Here is a 19741-nt window from a genome sequence, read left to right as displayed (position 1 = left end):
CCAAAACGGGTCCGGTGGGGCAACGTTTATGCAGGTCAGTCGCGGTCTGCGAGAGTTACCTCGACGCCGCCAACCAAGTCACTGCAGAGGTTGTAGATGAACGATCCGATCGTGACGAGCGCGGTGAACAACACCATGTTCGCCAAACCGATCACTGCGGAATAGCCGAAGACTTGCCCCGCTGTCACCAGTCCGTCGGATCCGCCATCGGACACGATGTCCGTAAAAGCGTTGTTCAGGCGGTCCCAGACGCCCATGCCGTCCAAAACGACGTACAGAAGACCGACAGCCACCATCCACACGAAGAAAAGTGAAACCGAGATCACAGAAGTGATCTTGAGCGTGGACCACGGATCGATACGACGGATCTGCACCGTCGCCCGTAAAGGCCCCCCACTGGACGCAGCCGCAACGGCAGCGACGTGATTTTTGTCACCAACGGCCGCCTGCGGCAGGGGATGCTTCGCCTCGGAGAGGTCCGGCATGTCCTTCGGCAGATCCTTGCGGCTGATATGCCGAGTCGGACCGTCGATCGCCGCAGCCTTGGCCCGGGGACCGGCCGGAGCATTTCCGGCCGGTGCGTTGGGCCCCTTCGGCGGGGCAACCGTCTTATTCGCAACCGTCTTATTCGCCACAGTCTTGTCGGCGACGGTCTTGTTCGCGACGGTCTTGTTGTCGACCGCGTTGTTCATGGCCGCGTTGTTCGTGACCTTCGGAGCAGCCGTTCCCGTGACCACCGGCCGAGCCGGCGGCTGCGACGGAGATCCAGGACCTGTTGGCCGCTGGTTCGGCGGACCGACCGGCGGTTTCCCGGCAGCAGGTGCAGGCCCCTTCCGAACATCAGGTCGCGGCGCAGCCGGACGGGTGATGTTGGTCTGGGGTTCGCGCTGCTGCACCCCAGGCTGCTGCGTAACAGGCTGCTGTGCCCCTGCCTGCTGCGTAACAGGCTGCGGACCTGACTGCTGCTGACCACGCTGCCACGGCGGCGCCTGATTACCCCGTGCCTGATTAGCCGGTGCAGGCGCGTCAGGTGCCTTCGGGGCAGCGGGAGCAGCCGGTGCACTCTTCCCAGCCGCAGGCTGTGCCGACTTGTCGGCCACAGCCTTGGAATCGGCGGCAGAGCCGCTTGGCTTACCAGCGGCCGGAGGTTTCGAAGCCTCAACGGGAGACTGCGAGCCCCCTGCACCCGCCGGAGCAGCTGGCTGCTCCGCCTTTGGGGGCGTCGAACCGGAAGTGCTCGTGCTCTTCTGGTCACTGCCCGGCTGGTTGGGAGTGCTCACTAGGACTCCTTAGCTCCATCGGCATTGTCTGCACTGTCGGTGTTTGCGGCAGCGATCTCTTCGGGTTCGTCGGCGTTGCGCGCAATTGCGAGCAAGGTGTCGCCTTCGCCGAGGTTCATCAGACGCACGCCCTTGGTCTGGCGTCCGGCCTTACGAACCTGCTTGGCAGCTGTCCTGATGACGCCGCCGCCCGAGGTGATCGCGTACAGCTCGTCGTCGTCGTCGACGATGAGCGCTCCGACCAGAGTGCCACGTTTCTTGTCGTACTGAATGGTGAGTACGCCCTTGCCGCCGCGACCCTGGACCGGGTAGTCCTCCATGCCGGTTCGCTTGGAGTAACCACCGGAAGTGGCGACCAGCAGGAACTTGCCTTCACGGACGACGTTGAGCGAGAGCAGCTCGTCCTCGCCGTTGAAGCGCATGCCCTGGACACCGGACGTTGCGCGACCCATGGGCCGTAGTGCTTCGTCGGTGGCCGAGAAACGGATCGACTGGCCCTGTGCCGAGACGAGAAGCAGATCGTCGTCGGCGGAGCACAGAACAGCTCCGACCAATTCGTCGTCGCCGCGCAGGTTGATGGCAACGATGCCGCCGCTGCGGTTGGAGTCGAAGTCCGTGAGCTTGGACTTCTTGACCAGACCGTTGCGGGTGGCTAGTACCAGGTAAGGCGCGTCGTCGTACGTCTTGATCTGGATGACGGACTGGATGCGCTCGTCCGGCTGGAAGGCCAGCAGGTTGGCGACATGCTGACCTCGAGCGGTGCGGCTGGCCTCGGGCAGTTCGTATGCCTTGGCGCGGTAGACGCGGCCCTTCGTGGTGAAGAACAGCAGCCAGTCGTGCGTCGAGCTGACGAAGAAATGCGAGACGATGTCGTCCTGCTTGAGGCCGGCACCCTGAACGCCCTTGCCGCCGCGCTTCTGCGAGCGGTACAGGTCGGTCTTGGTGCGCTTGGCGTAGCCGGTCTCGGTGATCGTGACAACAACGTCCTCACGGGCGATGAGGTCTTCGTCGTTGACGTCGCCGTCGGCGGCGATGATGCGAGTACGACGGTCGTCGCCGTACTTGTCGACAATTTCCTTGAGCTCGTCACGAACGATCGCGCGCTGACGCTCAGGCTTGGCCAGAATGTCCTTGTAATCGGCGATTTCGATTTCGATTTCGGCCAATTCGTCGACGATCTTCTGACGCTCGAGGGCGGCCAGACGTCGCAGCTGCATCGCGAGGATCGCGTCGGCCTGAATCTCGTCGACGTCGAGGAGGTTCATCAATCCGGCCCGGGCGACGTCGACGGTCTGCGACGCACGGATCAAGGCGATGACCTCGTCCAAAGCGTCGAGCGCCTTGACCAGACCACGCAAGATGTGAGCGCGCTCTTCGGCCTTACGGAGCAGGTACTGGGTACGACGGACGATGACCTCGAGCTGATGCGTCGTGTACAGACGAATCATCTGGTCGAGGCGCAGCGTGCGCGGCACACCGTCGACGATGGACAGCATGTTGCAGCCGAAGCTGGTCTGCAGCTGCGTGTGCTTGTACAGGTTGTTCAACACAACCTTGGCAACCGCGTCACGTTTGACGGTGACAACGATGCGCATGCCGACGCGGTCGGAAGACTCGTCGTGAATATCGGAGATGCCGGCGATCTTGGCGTCACGAACCTGATCCGCGATGGAGGTGATCAGGTTGTCCGGGTTGACCTGGTAGGGCAGCTCGGTGATGACAATTGTGGTGCGGCCCTTGGCATCTTCTTCAACCTCGACCACACCGCGCATACGGACGGAGCCGCGACCGGTGGTGTAGGCGTCCTGAATACCCTGGCCGCCCACGATGAGGCCGTGCGTCGGGAAGTCCGGTCCCTTGACCCGCTCCATGACGGCAGCGAGAGTGGATTCCTCGTCGGCTTCGTAGTTCTCGAGTGCCCAGTAGATGGCTTCGGCAACTTCACGCAGGTTGTGCGGCGGAATGTTGGTGGCCATACCGACGGCAATACCGTTGGAGCCGTTGATCAGCAGGTTCGGAACGCGGCTGGGGAGAACCGTCGGTTCCTGCGTCTTACCGTCGTAGTTCGGTGTGAAATCGACTGTGTCGTGGTCGATTTCGCGCAGCATCTCCATGGCGAGCGGCGTGAGACGGCACTCCGTGTAACGCATGGCGGCGGCGCCGTCGTTGCCACGGGAACCGAAGTTGCCCTGACCGTCGACGAGGGGGTACCGCAGCGACCACGGCTGGGCCATACGGACCAGGGTGTCGTAGATCGAGGAGTCGCCGTGGGGGTGGTAATTACCCATGGTCTCGGCGACCGGACGGGCAGACTTCACATATCCGCGATCGGGGCGATTGCCGGTGTCGTACATCGCGTACAGCACGCGGCGGTGCACGGGCTTGAGGCCGTCGCGCACATCCGGCAGAGCGCGACCGACGATGACGCTCATGGCGTAGTCGATGTAGCTGCTCTGCATTTCCTGCTGGATGTCGACCGGTTCGATGCGGTCGTGCTGCGGTCCGTCCGGTGGCAACGTGGTGTCGGTCATGAGTTCACTTTCTTAAGAAGAAGATGGGGGCGAGCCCCTTGTGCGCCTTTGTGGTTGTCGGAGCTACCGGAAAGGCGCACAGGGCCGTAGGCCCTACACGTCGAGGAAACGGACATCCCTGGCATTGCGGATGATGAAGCTGCGCCGGGCCTCGACGTCCTCACCCATCAACACGCTGAACAGTTCGTCGGCGGCAGCGGCATCGTCCAACGTCACCAAGCGCAGAACGCGCACCGTCGGGTCCATCGTGGTTTCCCACAGTTCCTTGGCGTTCATCTCGCCAAGGCCTTTGTAACGCTGGATGCCGTCGTCCTTGTTGATCTTCTTGCCGGATTCGAGACCAGCCTTCACCAAGACGTCGCGCTCACGATCGGAGTACGCGAATTCCGGCTCGCTGCGCTGCCACTTCAGCTTGTACAGCGGCGGCTGGGCCAGGTAGACGTGACCGTGCTCGACCAGCGGGCGCATGAAGCGGAACAGCAGCGTGAGCAGCAGCGTCGCGATGTGCTGACCGTCGACGTCGGCGTCGGCCATGAGCACGATCTTGTGATAGCGCAGCTTCGCGATATCGAACTCGTCGTGGATGCCGGTGCCGAAGGCGGTGATCATCGACTGGATTTCGGTGTTCTTCAACGCGCGGTCCAGACGGGCCTTCTCGACGTTGAGGATCTTGCCGCGCAGCGGCAGAATCGCCTGGTACATCGAGTCGCGGCCGGACTTGGCCGAGCCACCTGCGGAGTCGCCCTCCACGATGTAGATCTCGGACTTCTCCGGATCGTTGGAGCGGCAGTCCGCAAGCTTGCCTGGCAGGCCACCGAGATCGGTCGCGCTCTTACGGCGAACCAATTCGCGGGCCTTACGGGCAGCGATACGGGCCTGCGCCGACGAGACCGCCTTGTTCACGATGGTCTTGGCGTCAGCGGGGTTGGCCTCTAGCCAGTGCTGAAGATGCTCGTTGCACGCCTTCTGCACAAAGGACTTGACCTCGGTGTTGCCGAGCTTGGTCTTGGTCTGGCCCTCGAACTGCGGCTCACCGACCTTGACCGACACGATGGCTGCGAGACCCTCACGGATGTCGTCACCGTTGAGGTTCTGCTCTTTTTCCTTGAGCAGCTTCTTGTCACGGGCGTACTTGTTGACGACCGTGGTGAGCGCCGCGCGGAAGCCCTCTTCGTGCGTTCCACCCTCATGCGTGTTGATGGTGTTGGCGAAGGTGTGCACGGACTCCGAGTAGCCGGAGTTCCACTGCATTGCTACCTCGAGCTCGTGGCCCGTGCCCTTGGCCGTGAATCCGACCACCGAGTTGTGGATGGGGCTCTTGGATTTGTTGATGTGACGGACGTAGTCCTCGAGTCCACCCGGGTAGTGGTAGACGCGGGTCTTGGCCTTGCGCGGAGCGGCAGCAGCCGCTTCCTGCGTCTCGGCTGCCGACTTGGGTGCCTCCGCGACGTCGATCGATTCCTCGTCGACATCGATGACCTCGGCGCGCTCGTCGGTGAGCGTGATCGTCAGACCCTTGTTGAGGAAAGCCATTTCCTGCAGGCGACGCGCAACGGTCTCGAAGTTGTATCGCGTGGTCTCGAAGATCTCGGGATCCGCCCAGAAGCTGACCGTGGTTCCGGTCTCCTTGGTGGCGGGACCTTGAATCAGCTCGCCGGGCTTGGAGTCCGTGTACGTCTGATGCCACTCGTAGCCGTCGACCTTGATGTCGACGTCGAGCCTGGTGGAGAGCGCGTTGACCACCGAGATGCCCACACCGTGCAGACCACCGGAGACTGCATAGGAATCGGAGTCGAACTTGCCACCGGCGTGCAGCTGAGTCAGCACGACCTCGACGGTGGGAACTCCGGACGCGTGCATTCCGACCGGGATGCCACGACCGTCGTCGACGACGCGAATTCCGCCGTCTTCGAGGAGGGTGACCTCGACCTTGGTGGCGTGTCCGGCCATCGCCTCGTCGACAGAGTTGTCGACGACCTCCCAAATCAGGTGGTGCAGGCCGCGCTCACCGGTGGAACCGATGTACATGCCTGGGCGCTTACGTACCGCTTCCAGTCCTTCGAGGACTGTGATGGACGACGCGTTGTAGTCCTTGCTGGAAGTGCTTGTATCTGACTTCTGGGCAGCCACGGGTTGGTAGCTCTCCTTCTCCGTCAATACTCGAGCGCAGCCGTCAGCAAGCCCTTGCGGGTGTCGTCGGAGCGGGTTCGAGAATGTTGCCGCTAGTTACCGGAGACCATCTTACTGGTAAGCGCCGACAGGAACCGCCCAATGACACCCCTGGCTGCGCCACAGGCGAATTATTTTGGTCCTGGGAGGGTGAATCGCTAGGACGTTTGCTTCTCCCGGCGACGCTCTCTCAGGCTCGCAATAAAGGCCTGCGCATGTTCGGCAACCTCGCCGGCGTGTGAAATCGGCGACCAGTGACCGGCCGCAATTTCGGTTCGCCGCAGGTCGGAGACCCATTTTTCCGTATCTTCGAAGCCCACCGGGCGAACTGCCTTGTCGTACTTGTTCAGGATCAACTGAACGGGAACGTCCGTGTACCGTTCACGCGGTTTGCCTAGAGCAGGCCGAATATTTGCTCGGTACAACTTGAGACCGTTAACCATGTCGTCGGCAATTGTCGGCGCGGTCACCACCGATTTCGGGTCGAGACCGTCGAAAAATCCCAGAAACGCCGGCCAGTGCTTGGAAAACCACAGCCGCAACGGCACCGTGCACAGACCTGGAATCTGAAACAGCACCGTGTACGCCGACGCCACAGCTTGCGCGGCCGGCCCGCGGAACCGCCGCCTGGACGCACTGGAACGGATCCATTTACCGAGATGGTCGAGATTCGGTCCCGATATGGAACTGAAGGATGCGATCTTTTCCTCGGCGCCCGGCTCGCAGACGGCCTCCCAGGTTTCGACGGATCCCCAGTCATGAGCAACGACGTGAACCGGCTCGTTCGGACTGACGGCGTCGATCACGGCAAACAGATCACCGGCCATCGCACTGAGTTGGTAGTCCTGCACTCGCGACGGGATCGTGCTCTCGCCGGCCCCACGGCTGTCGTAGGTGACAACACGGAAATTGTCGGCCAGCAGCGCCGCGACGCGGTTCCACAGTTCGTGAGTGTCCGGCCACCCGTGAACGAGGACGATCGTCTCACCGTCCACCGGGCCCTGCTCGAATACGGCAAGGCTGACGGCACCGTTGGTGACGCTGCGTGCAGTTACGGTATGGAGAGGCGCGTGCTTGGTCATCTGCAGACCCTTCGTAGGTGAGTAGAACTAGAGATCGAGTACCAGTCGTCCGCCGTCGGAACGCGACACACAAATCAGCATCTCGTTTTCGCGTTCGGCATCGGTCAGTCGGTTTTCGCGGTGATCCGGAGTGCCGGCGAGGACCTTCACCCGGCAGGTCCCGCAGAAGCCTTGCTGGCACGAGTAGCCGACACCGGGCAGGGTTTTCCGGACAACGTCGAGTGCCGACTGGTCGGCATTCACGGTCAACACTTCACCGGAGCTGACCAATTGAACTTCGAACGGGACCCCGCCAACTACCGGCGGAGCTCCAAATCTTTCGAAATGCAAAGCCGTGGAGGAGGCTTCACGAAAACTCGTGCGCACTGCGTCGAGCATGAGTGTCGGGCCACAGCAATACACGGCTCCACCTTCCGGAGCCTTCTCCAGAAGATCTGTGGCAGTGGGTAATCCGAATTCATCGTCAGGCCGCACGAATACTCGTTCCGGCTCCCAGGTAGCGATCTCCTCGAGGAACGGCATGGACTCACGGGAGCGGCCCGAGTACACGAAGTGCCAGTCCATTCCCAATTCCCTTGCAGCCCTGACCATTGCGATGATCGGTGTGATTCCAATACCACCGGCAATGAAGAGCGCACTACCTTCACCGACAAAGGGAAACCCGTTGCGCGGACCACGAACTGTCACGTGCTCGCCTGGTTGCAGTGCATGCATTTCGACCGAACCACCACCTCCATCGGGAATTCGGCGCACAGCGACGGTATATCCCCAGCGATCAGCGGGGTCACCGCAGAGCGAATACTGTCGACGCAAACCGGAAGGCAAATGAAAATCCAGATGAGAGCCGGGCTGCCACGGGGGAAGCGGCGAGCGGTCTGCAGACTCGAAGCGCAGGCGGACAACATTCTCGTCTGTCGCCACCACTTCACGGGTACTGACCACCATGTTCAGCGCGGTATCCGGGTTGTGACCGGCGATCTTCGGGTTGTAGTCATAGGCCGTCAGAACGCGAAGGTACTTGTCCGCCAACAACTCTGTGATCCGCATAGCCCGATCGGGGTGAGCGCGGCCCGCGAGATCTGGCGGCGCCGGATGCCGCGGAAGACCGTCGTGCCCGATCAGGACGTCCTTGATCCTGGCGATCGACGGAATCACCGTGCCGCCGCCTGCGCGGCCGGCGAGGATGCCAGATACTTCACTGCCTGAGCCGTCGAACCTTCTTTGCCGGGGTGATACGACTTGGAGAAGTACGTCGACATCCGCTTGACCAGTTCGAAACTGGTGGGGACGGTGCCGCGCTTGCCAGCTGCCACAAAATCCGACAAGTGCGGGCGACGCCGACTCGGCGCCTGGTTGGCAAGTTCGGGATCGTTGCGCATCAGGAATCGGGTTCCGCGGATCCACAACCACACGATGACGGGCGTGACCATGATCTGAGTGCGGATACGGCGGGTTTCACGCTTGTCGAAGTAGCGCATCACGTCGTACGCGACGGAGCGGTGTTCGACTTCCTCGGCTCCGTGCCAACGAAGCAGGTCGAGCATCGTCGGGTGCATACCGGCCCGATCCAGACCGTCGGCGTTGAGAACCCAGTCACCGAGAAACGCTGTGATGTGTTCGATGGCTGCGATGATCGCAAGACGCTCGACCAGGTGATTCTCGGCTCGCAAGCCTGTCAGGGGACGGGGTCCGAGCAGTTTCGAGAAAGCCCATTCCATCTGCTGCGTGTACGGCGTCGGATCAAGTCCGTTTTCTTTCAGATGGACCAGCACACCGGTGTGAGCACCGGCGTGCATGGCTTCCTGGCCGATGAAGCCGACAACGTCGTCACGAAGTTTCTCGTCCTCGATGAGAGGGAGTGCTTCCTTGAACGTTTCGACAAACCACTCTTCACCGGCCGGGAGCAGCAGATGCAGCACGTTGAGTACGTGAGTACTGAACGGGTCACCCGGAATCCAGTGCATCGGCAGGTCGGACCAGTCGAATTCGACATTGCGTGCCTGCAACAAGATGTGATCAGGCTCGGCATGTACCTTGCTCGGCATCTGACTACCCCTTCATGCTCTGTGACACAGTTCACCCAGTAACGGGGGTAACTGTAACATGAAGTAATAGGTACAACCAGGCCCTACTCAGCCATACGTATCGCGAGGTCCGCGGCCTTTGACGTGCCTTTCGCCTTTACGCCAACTGGGTGCGCTCGGTCCTGTAATTCGTAGTGTCTTCACGACGCCGTCACCCACAGCAACTGCGATTTTCGCGAGAATCTGGGACTGCATCATCCGCAACTGAGTCGCCCAGGCCGTCGACTCCGCCGAGATGCTCAGAACCCCTTCACGAAGGGAAATGGGCTCGGCGTGCGCCGAGATGTCTTCACCGACAACCTGCGGCCACCGGCCGAGAACCGTCCCTTCGGACACTCTCGGGGACCAGCCACGTGATTTGGATACTGCGCTGGTCAGCGCACCGAACGGTTGTGGGTCGCGGGCATCGGGGCCGGGGCCGGACCACCCTCCGCGTCGACGCGGCCTACCGCTACCGAACTTGGGCGACGACCGGCCCTGGCCGACAGCTTTGCCGTTGGCCTTAGCCGCAGCGCGGGCCTCCTCGAGGGCTCGGCGAGCCAAATCGATACCCCGAAGTTCGGGCTCTTTTTCGTCAGTCACGATTCTCGACCCCCTCGGACAAGTCCGTCGTCGCAGACCAGTCTTTCGAGACTATCCGTGAAATACGACCTTCGGGTGTTTCCGATGCTTCGACGCCGAACTTGGCTGCCTCGAGTTCGTCCGGAACGTCCTCCGGAACTGCGGCGGTGACAATGACCTGTTCAGCGGTGGCGGCGACCGCAGCCAACGCACGGCGACGGCGCCGATCCAATTCCGCAAAAACGTCGTCGAGCAGTAGTACTGGGTCACTGCCTTCTGTTCGCAGCAACGCAAACCCCGCGAGCCGCAGCGACAACGCAAACGACCACGATTCCCCATGACTGGCAAAACCCTTTGCGGGGCTGTCCCCGAGAATCAACTCGAGGTCGTCACGGTGCGGACCGACCAGACATACACCCCGATCGATTTCCTTGGTTCGCATCACCGACAGTTCGTGATGGAATCGCTCCTCGAGGTACGCGACGTCGTCGATTCCGGGAATCCTTGTGGGGTCGGTGAATTCAGGATCCAAGGACGTTCCGAGGCTGCTGCGGTATCGCATCGACGCTGGCCTCGATTCCGGCGCTATCGAGCGATACGACTCGGCAAGGTGCGGCGCGAGATCGTGAACCAACTCGAGGCGTCCGGCCAATAATTGTGCGCCGTGCGCCGCCAAATGCCCGTCCCACACCTCGAGGGTGGAGAGAACATTCTCGCCGCTACCGGAACCGCGTCGTAGTGCCCCGCCCGCCGTTTTCAGCAGCGCTGAGCGTTGACGTAACACCTTGTCGTAATCCGCACGTACAGCGGCCATTCGAGGGATGCGGAACGTCAACAGTTCGTCGAGATATCGCCGGCGGTCACCAGGATCACCGCGAACCAACGACAGATCCTCCGGCGCAAACATCACGGACTGAAGGATGCCGAGTACTTCGCGGGGACGCCGCGCCGGCGACTGATTTATCCTGGCGCGGTTGGACTTTCCCTCGATCAGCTCGACGTCGATGGTGAGTTCACGACCGGAATTGACCACCGTTGCACCGGCAAAAGCGCTGGCGGAACCGTTGCGAATCATCGGGGCATCGGAAGAAACCCGATGAGAGGACAGCGTCGACAAGTAGCCGAGCGACTCGAGGATGTTGGTTTTACCGTGCCCGTTGGAACCGAGGAACACAGTGGTTCCCGGTACCAGATCGAGTGTCAGGGAATCCCACGAACGGAAGTCCCGCAACGAGAATCTACGAACGAACACTCATGCCGCCCAACAGCAATTATCAGCCTGGAAGTCGAACCGGCATCAGCAGGTAGGTGTATTCGCTCGAGGGCGCAGCGAAGTTACCCGACTCGTCCGGTGTCGGATCTTCGTCGGTAGCCGGACGCAGAACTGCGGGACGGCTGGGCGTCGTGAAGCCGAACAGGACGTTCTCGCTGTGCAGCGAGTTCAGTCCATCCGTGAGGTATCCGGGGTTGAACGCAATGGTCAACGGCTCACCCTGGAATGTTGCGTTGAGAGTTTCCTCAGCGCGGCCGGCGTCGTCGCCACCAGCGGAGAGCAGCAGTCCCTCGGAAGAGAACTGCAAACGCACCTGAGCGCCACGCTCTGCCACGAGAGCTACACGCTTGATGGCTTCGATCAGCGGAACAACCTCGACGGTTGCCATGGCCGTGTGCTGCGCCGGCAGAAGCTGGCGGAACTTCGGGAACTCGGCATCGAGGAGGCGAGTCGTTGTGCGACGACCGTCGTTGACGATACCGAGGAGGCCGTCGTTGCCGATGCTCGAGCCTGAACCGAGGGCCAGCTCGACCGGTGAACTTGCGTTTCCGGCAAGCGTTTTCGCGGATTCGGACAGGGTCTTTGCCGGGATGAGAACCGCAGCCTCGACATCGGGGTTTGCCGGCATCCATTCGAGCTCACGGACAGCAAGACGGAAACGGTCGGTCGCAGCCAGAACGATGGAATTCTGGGCGATCTCGACGCGAATACCGGTCAACATCGGCAGGGTGTCATCTTTACCGGCTGCGATGGCAACCTGACTGATTGCTTCGGAGAACAGATCTACCGGGATGGAACCCGACTGCTGCGGAAGCGTCGGAAGCTGCGGGTAGTCCTCGACCGGCATCGTCGGCAGGGAGAACTTTGCACTTCCGCAGGAGATCAGAACGCGAGTGCCCTCGAGGGTGACATCGACAGGCTTGTTGGGCAAGGACTTGGTGATGTCGGCAAGGAGCCGACCGGAAACCAGGACCTGACCGACAGTGGTGACATCTGCGGAAACGCGAACCTGAGCTGATACCTCGTAGTCGAAACCGGAGACCGTGAGTCCCTGTTCGGTTGCATCGAGAAGAACGCCACCGAGAACGGGAACCGGCGGCCTCGAGGGGAGGCTACGGGCAACCCATGCAACTGAATCTGCGAACTCTTCCCGGGATACGCGAAACTTCAGGCTTCCAAGCTCCATCGCCGGGTAATTCCTCTCGGTAGGCATGTTCTGGTGACAGCAAGTCTGGCACAGACGTCAGATGACAAGTTTGGCACAACGGGGTGCGACGCCAACCGTATGCCCTCGAGGGGCGATCAGGAAAGCCGAGACGGGGACGAGCGAGGCCCGTTCCGAGGTTCCTCACAGGAGTTGTCCACAAATCTACTTTTAAAGAGCTTTTCCTAGAAATTTCTCAGTAGTAGTAATAAGTCCTGTGCAATCTGTGGAGTAACGGTTGTCGATGCAGGTCTGCCCCCTCGAGGGCTTGTGGACTTCTCGAGGACAGACTCGAGGAGCGATCAGGCCCCTCTGTGCACAGACAAGAAGTTTTCGGATTACTCCTCGAGATCTCCACAGACTTTCGAAGTTATCCACACAGTTATCCCCAGATGTGAATACTTTCCAGAAGAAACGAAAGGTTTAACTAAATCGGCGTGTCGAACCCTGGCGTGTCGTGGGTTTGGAGGAATGACGCGCCCTCGAGGGCCGCAGTCGACACAGCGGTGCCCCCTCGAGGGAAGGACTTTCCCCCTCGAGGGGGCACCGGTAAAAAATGCAGGTCAGCGCTTGGAACGCTGCTTGATCCGAGCCGTCAGCTCTTGCACCTGGTCGTACACCTTGCGACGTTCGGTCATTTCCTTACGGATCTTCTTGTCCGCGTACATGACCGTGGTGTGGTCACGCCCGAACGTCTGACCGATCTTCGGCAATGACAAATCCGTCAGCTCACGGCACAGATACATAGAGATCTGGCGTGCCTGAGCGAGCGGACGGGCCTTACCCGGCCCGCAGAGGTCGTCGATCGACATATTGAAGTATTCGGCCGTCACGGCCATGATCGTCGCCGCATTGATCTCGAGGCTCGACGAATCAGGCATCAGGTCCCGAAGGACAACTTCCGCCAACGTGAGATCCAACGGCTGCCGGTTGAGCGAGGCAAACGCGGTGACACGAATCAACGCGCCCTCGAGCTCGCGGATGTTGCGCTCGATCCGGCTGGCGATCAGCTCGAGGACGTCGTGCGGCACCTCAAGGCGATCCATCCGCGCCTTCTTGCTCAAGATCGCGATACGCGTCTCGAGTTCCGGCGGCTGAACGTCGGTGATCAGGCCCCATTCGAATCGCGTTCGCAGACGCTCCTCGAGGGTTGCCAACTGCTTGGGCGGCCGGTCGGAGGAGACGACGATCTGTTTGTTCGCGTTGTGCAAGGTGTTGAAGGTGTGGAAGAACTCTTCCTGGATACCTTCCTTGCCTTCGATGAACTGGATGTCGTCGACGAGGAGGACGTCCGTCTCGCGGTAGCGGCGCTTGAATGCCACCTTGCGGTCGTCGCGAAGGCTGTTGATGAAGTCGTTCGTGAATTCTTCCGTGGAGACGTACTTCACGCGCATACCGGGAAAGAGCCGTTGCGCATAGTGGCCGGCCGCGTGCAGCAGATGCGTCTTGCCGAGCCCGGACGCGCCCCAGATGAAGAGAGGGTTGTAGGCCCGGGCGGGCGCCTCCGCGATCGCGACCGCGGCAGCGTGAGCAAATCGGTTGGACGAACCGATGACAAACGTGTCGAACGTGTACTTCGCGTTGAGGCTGTTTGCACCGGAATTCGACGAGGACGGCGTCGACGGCGGTTTCGTGAAGTACGACGGCCACGATTCGTGAACGCTCGCCAATGCTTCCCGGTCGTCGTCGACCTCTTCGCTCTCAGCGGTCTCGGAGTCGGATGGTTCTCCGTCGCCTTCGGTGAATCGGCGTCGACGGTAGGCGCCGGAACTGCTGACCGATTCGAACTGCCGGCTTCCTGTGCGCTCTTCCGGTTCTGCTGAATCTTCGTCGGGAGGAGCGATACGGACGCCGAGGCCCTCGACCTGTCCACCGAGATGTCGTCCGAGTGCTTGCAGAATCGGTTCGCGCAGATCGCGCTCGATGGTCTCCTGAGCGAAGGACGACGGAACCGAGAGGAGTGCAAATCCTTGCGCGAGTGTGAGTGGTCTCACCAGGCGGACGAATGCCTTCTGCTTACTACTCAGTATCGGAAGATCGTTCCCGGGGTCATCACTCGTGAGTTCTGCAACCACGTCGACCCAGGCACGTTCGAGCGCGTTGGGATCGTCGTTCACGTGGTTCCTTCCGTGTTTCACCGACAGCGAGTGCGCTGGCGCTACCGAGCACGTTGCTGCGGCATGGATGTTCGGTGGTGGGGATGTGCGCTGGTGTGACACTTTTGTTATGTCTGTTGGTGTGTCTGCCACCCGAGGTGAGAAACCTCGTAACAGCCTACGAATATGCCACCTGAACTGTGTTTCCACACAATTATCCACAGATGTGGACAAACGTGCACCGAGTCGGTTTATTTGTGGGATTTTTCCTGAGAATCCAACCCGAAGTCGATCTACCTGGCCTTTTGATGTAACTCGAGGCGTTGGACACTCGGCGGTAGCGGTGCGTTGATACTCACAGCCCTGTGGATGAATGCCAAAACTTGGGTTTCCGCGTCGCAACCTGACCCCCGGACCGAACGTGCAGATGAGGCCTTGTCGAGTGCTCTTCCGCCGGAATTGCGTACACCGGGTTTTGTATGCTCTGAGCACCGTTGCGAAAATGTTGCCAAGGTCACACTCGGTGCCTCGCTCGAGGTCAACGTCCTATGCACATCCGGGTTCGAAAATCGGGGATTCGAGGACATTCGGCGTGTCGCTTCTGCTTCGGAGGAGTGGCCGCCGAATGCGCTGGTTTGACCTTGGCAACGGTGGTAAGTAACCTCGAACAGTCACCCGCTGGTGGTGATCGTTTCGTGCTGACTACATATGTCGGGTCGGAAGGATTATCCAAGCCGCTTGCCGGGTGGAGAAGACCGTTAGATCCAAGGCGCTCAGGTGGCGCCGATCAATTAGAGGGCGCCGGGAGGCGCCAATGAACTTCGAGGAGTGTTGACCGTGGCCAAGGGCAAGCGGACGTTCCAGCCGAATAATCGCCGCCGCGCGCGTGTTCACGGCTTCCGTCTTCGTATGCGTACCCGTGCGGGTCGTGCAATCGTTTCGGCGCGTCGCCGTAAGGGCCGCGATTCCCTGACAGCCTGATCTGATTCTGAGATCAGGAGCTCGGGGTGTTGCCTGAGCCGTACCGGTTGCGCCGCCACTCGGATTTTTCCGTGGCGGTGCGACGTGGTCGTCGTATGGGAAGACGCGACCTTGTCGTGCACGCGTTCGATCGCGAGCAGGTAGAGGCGTTGGTAGTAACAAATCACGGTCCCCGATTCGGGCTGATCGTGAGCAAGGCTGTCGGGCCGGCGGTGATTCGACATCGAGTCGCGCGCCGGCTTCGTCATATATGTGCAGACCTCGCACAACAGGTTTCACCGGAAACAGACGTGGTTATTCGTGCACTTCCGGGTAGCGCGAGCGCCAGTTCCGATGAGTTGGCCAAGCAGTTGCGCGCAGGTCTGGGCAAAATGAATCTATTGGTGTCGGTAAGTGAAGAGCCATGAGTACTCCGCTCGATGAGCAGATCGAAACTCCCCAAGCCTCCCGTTTTCTGACGGTTTTGAAGGCTGTGCGTCGCGCTCCCGCCACTGTTCTCATCTTCTGTATCGAGTTGTACCGGACGTATGTGTCGCCCCTGCGGATGCCGACCTGCCGGTTCACCCCCACGTGTAGCGAGTATGCGGTGGATGCCCTCCGTACGCACGGGGCGATCAAAGGCCTTTTCTTGACTGTGGTGCGGTTGGCGAAGTGTGCCCCCTGGCATTCTGGAGGGTGGGACCCCGTTCCGCCCCGTCGTGGCCGTGATGCGGGTTGCCGCCACCGCGGTCCTATGGACGAACAGAGGAGTACTTAGAGCCGTGCTCAATTTCATTTACTATCCGGTCTCCGCGATTCTGTGGGTCTGGCACAAGGTCTTCGGCTTTGTGTTCGGCGCAGACAGCGGTTTCGCCTGGGCACTCGCAGTGGTGTTCCTGGTGTTTACGCTGCGTGCGGTTCTGTACAAGCCGTTCGTGAAGCAGGTCCGCACCACCAGACAGATGCAGGAACTGCAGCCGCAGATCAAGGCTCTGCAGAAGAAGTACTCAGGTGACCGTCAGCGTCAAGCTGTCGAGATGCAGAAGCTCCAGAAAGAGCACGGATTCAACCCGATCATGGGTTGCCTCCCGGTCTTGGCTCAGGCACCCGTCTTCATCGGTCTGTTCCACGTTCTACGTTCGTTCAACCGAACCGGAACCGGTATGGGTCAGCTGGGTATGGATCCCGCTACGAACGCCAGCACGCCTAACTACGTGTTCAGCGCTGCGGATGTGCAATCCTTCCTGGACGCACGTCTGTTCGGTGCACCGATCTCGGCTGCTATCACAACCCCCGTCGCACAGCTTCAGGCTTACGTCACCGAGAACGTTCCCGAGTTGCCGTCACGACTGAACATCATCCTGGTTGCAGCTCCGCTGATGATCATCGCGAGCATTGCTACGCACTTCAACTCCCGCGCATCCGTCGCCCGCCAGTCCGAAGCTGCCGCAGCGAATCCACAGTCCGCGATCATGAACAAGCTCGCGCTCTACGTTTTCCCGCTCGGTGTTCTGGTCGGTGGACCGTTCCTGCCTATCGCAATTCTTCTGTACTGGGTTGCCAACAACATCTGGACCTACGGTCAGCAGCACCTCGTCTTCCGCAAGATCGACGCCGAAGAAGAAGAGAAGAAGCAGGAAGCGATCTCACGTCGAAACGACAATGCTCCCAAGCCCGGTGCTCGCCCGAATCCCGCCAAGAAAAAGGGATCTCCGGCCGCACTGAGTGCGACGGAATCATCAGACGAATCCGAGTTGCCCGAGGTATCTCTCAACAAGGCCGACAAGCCAGCGACCAAGCCCACCGGCTCGGGGGGTGGCGGCGCTTCGTCGAAACCGAAACAGAACCGGCCACAGAGCAATCGCGGTAACTCCCCCAAGCGCAATAAGCGGCGCTGATCGAGGAAAGAGAACGACCAATGTCCAGTGATGCTGACACCGCTTTGGATGGAGAAAACGCAGACGTGAGCACTGAAATCGCTGCGCCCGTTACCGACGTCGACGTCGAAGATTCAGACATCGACGATTCTGACGACGACCTGATCGAAGAAGGCGAAATCGCCGGCGATTACCTAGAGCAGTTGCTCGATGTACTCGACTTCGACGGTGATATCGACCTGGACGTCGAGGGCGATCGTGCGATCGTCAGCATCGACGGCGGGGACGATCTGACCAAGCTGGTTGGCCGTAAGGGTGAGGTTCTCGACGCTCTCCAGGAATTGACCCGCCTTGCCGTCCAGCAGTCCACAGGCGAACGTAGCCGCTTGATGCTCGATATCGCCGGGTGGCGTGCCGGCCGTCGTGAAGCACTCAGTGCCCTCGGTGCCGAGGCTGCTGCACGTGTTCTCGAAACCGGTGAGCGTGAAGAACTGGCGCCGATGACGCCGTTCGAACGCAAGATCGTGCACGACGCCGTCGCCAAGGTGAAGGGCGTATCGAGCGAAAGTGAGGGCGCTGAGCCGTCACGTCGAGTGGTTGTCCTGAAGGACTGACACTCCCCCAGCAGTACAAGAATGCGAGCCCCGGATTCGATCCGGGGCTCGCATTCTTTTTGCATTTTCCGGCAATCGGTTTCACGTGAAACGGTCGCGAAAACGGCAACCTCTTCTGGTATCTCGTGAACGATCACGTCGTTGCCGATACCCGTCACCACGGCAACGAAGGTTACAGTCCGTGTGTCGAGCCCGAGGAGCCAACCGACCGAGACACCTCGTTGGCGGGACACTTGGCGGTAGATCGCTGTACAACCGTCGATGATTGCTTTCGGATACGACGCCTAGGTGTACCCGGCCAGGACGTTGGTAGCGGGCGTGTCGGCTTGATGTGAAGAGAACCTCCGGTTGGGGTGTGGCTTGTCGAAGGCCCACTTTCCACCGGAGGTTCTCGTGTCCCACGGTAATGCCCGCACCACGTATCTCGGGAGAATGCTCATCGTCGAACGCCACCGGGACGGCTGGCCCAAGGCCCATATCGCCAGCGCGATGGAGGTTTCCCGTAAATGTGTGTCCACTTGGGTGGACCGCTTCGCGGCCGAGGGTGAGGCGGGATTGCACGAGCGGTCTCTCGTCCGCACATGATGCCGACCCGAACCGCGGCCACAGTCGAGACGCGGATCGTCGAACTACGCATGCGTGAACGACGCGGACCGGACTGGCTCGCAGCGGAACTCGGGGTGCCGGCCCGCACCGTCTCCCGCGTCCTGCGACGACACCCGGTGCCGTATCTGGCCGACTGCGACCCGTTGACCGGTGAGGTGATCCGCTCGTCGAAGACCACCGCGGTGCGCTACGAACGTCAGCGCCCCGGCGAGCTGGTGCGCATGGACGTCAAGAAGCTCGGCCGGATCCCCGACGGCGGCGGCGGATGGCGTGCCCGCGGCCGCGAGTACCGGGAGCGGGACTACTCGACGAAGGTTGGATTCGACTACGTTCACTCGCTCGTCGACGACCATTCCAGGCTCGCCTACTCGGAGGTCCTGCCGGACGAGAAAGGCGCCACCTGTGCGGGTTTCCTGATCCGCGTGATCGACTACTTCGCCGGCAACGGGATCACCAGGATCGAACGGCTGATGACCGACAACGCCTGGGCCTACCGTTGGTCATTGCGTGCGGTCTGCGCCGAGCACGGCATCCGTCAGAAGTTCATCAAACCGCACTGCCCATGGCAGAACGGCAAGGTCGAACGACTGAACCGCACCCTGCAGGCCGAGTGGGCCTACCGGCAGGTGTTCACCAGCAACGCCGAGCGCACCGCCGCGCTTGCGCCCTGGATCGAGGACTACGACACTCGACGACGTCACAGCGCACTCGGAGGCCTGCCGCCGATCAGCCGGCTGTCACCAACCTGATGGCCGGGTACAACTAGGCCGTGTCGATGATTGCTTGCCTGACGACGTCGAGATCGATCAGGTCATCTTCGGGACCGATCTGTGACGGCAGAAAGGTCGTCAGGGCGAACGGTATTCGAATCACAGTCGGTTTCGGCGGAGGTACCGGCGGAGGGCTGTCGCTGTAGTCGACGTCCCATATGAGCGCGCCTTCCTCGAAGGTCGGAAGCAGGCCGGAATGTTCGGTGCCCGATTCGATACTGATCCGAACCGAATCGACATAGTCCGTCAACGACGCCGATACAGGATCGCAGTCATCAGCGACCTCCCAGCCGAACTCGCGAACGAAACCTTGTTGCTGACCCCCGCGGATGTCGACGTATAACAGGTCGCCGGATCCGTTCTCTGCGAACGGAAGATAAGTATCGAGGAACATGTGCGCGACTTCCCCGGCTTGTTGCTGCCGAGCGACCTGAATCCGGTCGTCGCCGAGTCCTTCAGTGTCATGGAGTGTTTCCGGATCTCGGCAGTATTTATGGTTGGCGACTAATTCGTCGAGACCGAGCAATCCGAAGTTCGGGAACAGGCTGCCGATTAAGTCCCCTCCCCCGGTCGGCTGTTCCTGGCCGTCATGAAGTGAGTAGAACCCGCACCCATGTACGTGAGCCATGAGTCG

16 protein-coding genes and 1 pseudogene are annotated in these 19741 nt (G+C 60.9%); 6 read left to right on the top strand and 11 right to left on the bottom strand.

The window, feature by feature from the left end; translation table 11 throughout:
* Positions 1-35: 35 nt before the first annotated feature.
* The 10 genes from C7T36_RS13700 to dnaA all read right to left on the bottom strand — a co-directional run bounded on the left by C7T36_RS13700 (position 36) and on the right by dnaA (position 14301).
* Positions 36-1280: a DUF3566 domain-containing protein gene (locus C7T36_RS13700; protein WP_045066074.1), complete on the bottom strand. Its 1245-nt coding sequence runs from the start codon at positions 1278-1280 to the stop codon at positions 36-38.
* Positions 1280-3811, bottom strand: a complete 2532-nt coding sequence (gyrA, locus tag C7T36_RS13695) for a DNA gyrase subunit A (RefSeq protein ID WP_033235313.1) — start codon at positions 3809-3811, stop codon at positions 1280-1282. The genes C7T36_RS13700 and gyrA overlap by 1 nt, the downstream gene beginning before the upstream one ends.
* Positions 3812-3904: 93 nt before the next feature.
* Positions 3905-5941 (bottom strand): DNA topoisomerase (ATP-hydrolyzing) subunit B, encoded by a 2037-nt coding sequence (gyrB, locus tag C7T36_RS13690; RefSeq protein WP_033235312.1) that lies wholly within the window; start codon positions 5939-5941, stop codon positions 3905-3907.
* 197 nt (positions 5942-6138) lie between these two features.
* The gene (locus tag C7T36_RS13685) at positions 6139-7062 is read right to left on the bottom strand and encodes an alpha/beta fold hydrolase (protein WP_045066071.1); all 924 of its coding nucleotides are present in this window, start codon (positions 7060-7062) and stop codon (positions 6139-6141) included.
* A gap of 27 nt (positions 7063-7089) precedes the next feature.
* Complete coding sequence (locus C7T36_RS13680; RefSeq protein ID WP_267951286.1) at positions 7090-8109, bottom strand: PDR/VanB family oxidoreductase; 1020 nt, start codon at positions 8107-8109, stop codon at positions 7090-7092.
* 104 nt (positions 8110-8213) lie between these two features.
* Positions 8214-9107: a metal-dependent hydrolase gene (locus tag C7T36_RS13675; RefSeq protein ID WP_045066069.1), complete on the bottom strand. Its 894-nt coding sequence runs from the start codon at positions 9105-9107 to the stop codon at positions 8214-8216.
* A gap of 87 nt (positions 9108-9194) precedes the next feature.
* The gene (locus C7T36_RS13670) at positions 9195-9728 is read right to left on the bottom strand and encodes a DUF721 family protein (RefSeq protein WP_033235309.1); all 534 of its coding nucleotides are present in this window, start codon (positions 9726-9728) and stop codon (positions 9195-9197) included.
* Positions 9721-10959 carry a DNA replication/repair protein RecF gene (gene recF, locus C7T36_RS13665; RefSeq protein ID WP_045066067.1) on the bottom strand — a complete coding sequence of 413 codons (1239 nt, stop codon included), beginning with the start codon at positions 10957-10959 and terminating at the stop codon, positions 9721-9723. Before recF ends, C7T36_RS13670 begins: the two co-directional genes overlap by 8 nt.
* Before the next feature lie 22 nt (positions 10960-10981).
* Positions 10982-12166 carry a DNA polymerase III subunit beta gene (gene dnaN / locus C7T36_RS13660; protein WP_033235307.1) on the bottom strand — a complete coding sequence of 395 codons (1185 nt, stop codon included), beginning with the start codon at positions 12164-12166 and terminating at the stop codon, positions 10982-10984.
* 581 nt (positions 12167-12747) lie between these two features.
* On the bottom strand, positions 12748-14301 hold the full coding sequence (gene dnaA, locus C7T36_RS13655) for a chromosomal replication initiator protein DnaA (RefSeq protein ID WP_033235306.1): 1554 nt from the start codon (positions 14299-14301) through the stop codon (positions 12748-12750).
* Between the two features lie 816 nt (positions 14302-15117).
* Between dnaA and rpmH the strand changes: the two genes are divergently transcribed.
* The 6 genes and pseudogenes from rpmH (at position 15118) to C7T36_RS13620 (ending at position 19086) form a co-directional block, all read left to right on the top strand.
* Complete coding sequence (gene rpmH / locus C7T36_RS13645; protein WP_003942540.1) at positions 15118-15261, top strand: 50S ribosomal protein L34; 144 nt, start codon at positions 15118-15120, stop codon at positions 15259-15261.
* A 26-nt stretch (positions 15262-15287) separates the two neighbouring features.
* On the top strand, positions 15288-15668 hold the full coding sequence (gene rnpA, locus C7T36_RS13640) for a ribonuclease P protein component (protein WP_045066064.1): 381 nt from the start codon (positions 15288-15290) through the stop codon (positions 15666-15668).
* Entirely contained in the window at positions 15665-16018 is a 354-nt protein-coding gene (gene yidD, locus C7T36_RS13635) for a membrane protein insertion efficiency factor YidD (RefSeq protein ID WP_045066062.1), read from the top strand. The genes rnpA and yidD overlap by 4 nt, the downstream gene beginning before the upstream one ends.
* Positions 16019-16022: 4 nt before the next feature.
* Positions 16023-17138, top strand: coding sequence for a membrane protein insertase YidC (gene yidC / locus C7T36_RS13630; protein ID WP_033235304.1), 1116 nt, complete (start codon positions 16023-16025; stop codon positions 17136-17138).
* 20 nt (positions 17139-17158) lie between these two features.
* A complete protein-coding gene (locus tag C7T36_RS13625) occupies positions 17159-17731 on the top strand; it encodes a protein jag (RefSeq protein WP_033235303.1) in 573 nt (190 codons plus the stop codon).
* A gap of 393 nt (positions 17732-18124) precedes the next feature.
* A pseudogene (locus C7T36_RS13620) lies at positions 18125-19086 on the top strand (IS481 family transposase).
* Between the two features lie 13 nt (positions 19087-19099).
* On the opposite strand, the gene C7T36_RS13615 reads toward C7T36_RS13620, so the two are convergent.
* The gene (locus C7T36_RS13615) at positions 19100-19735 is read right to left on the bottom strand and encodes an SMI1/KNR4 family protein (protein WP_045066059.1); all 636 of its coding nucleotides are present in this window, start codon (positions 19733-19735) and stop codon (positions 19100-19102) included.
* Positions 19736-19741: the final 6 nt, after the last annotated feature.

The organism is Rhodococcus sp. AD45-ID, from assembly GCF_003023755.1.
Taxonomy (GTDB): Bacteria; Actinomycetota; Actinomycetes; order Mycobacteriales; family Mycobacteriaceae; genus Rhodococcus_F; species Rhodococcus_F globerula.
The sequence above is the reverse complement of the archived record's forward strand: the minus strand, read 5'-3'. Positions and strand labels throughout refer to the sequence as shown.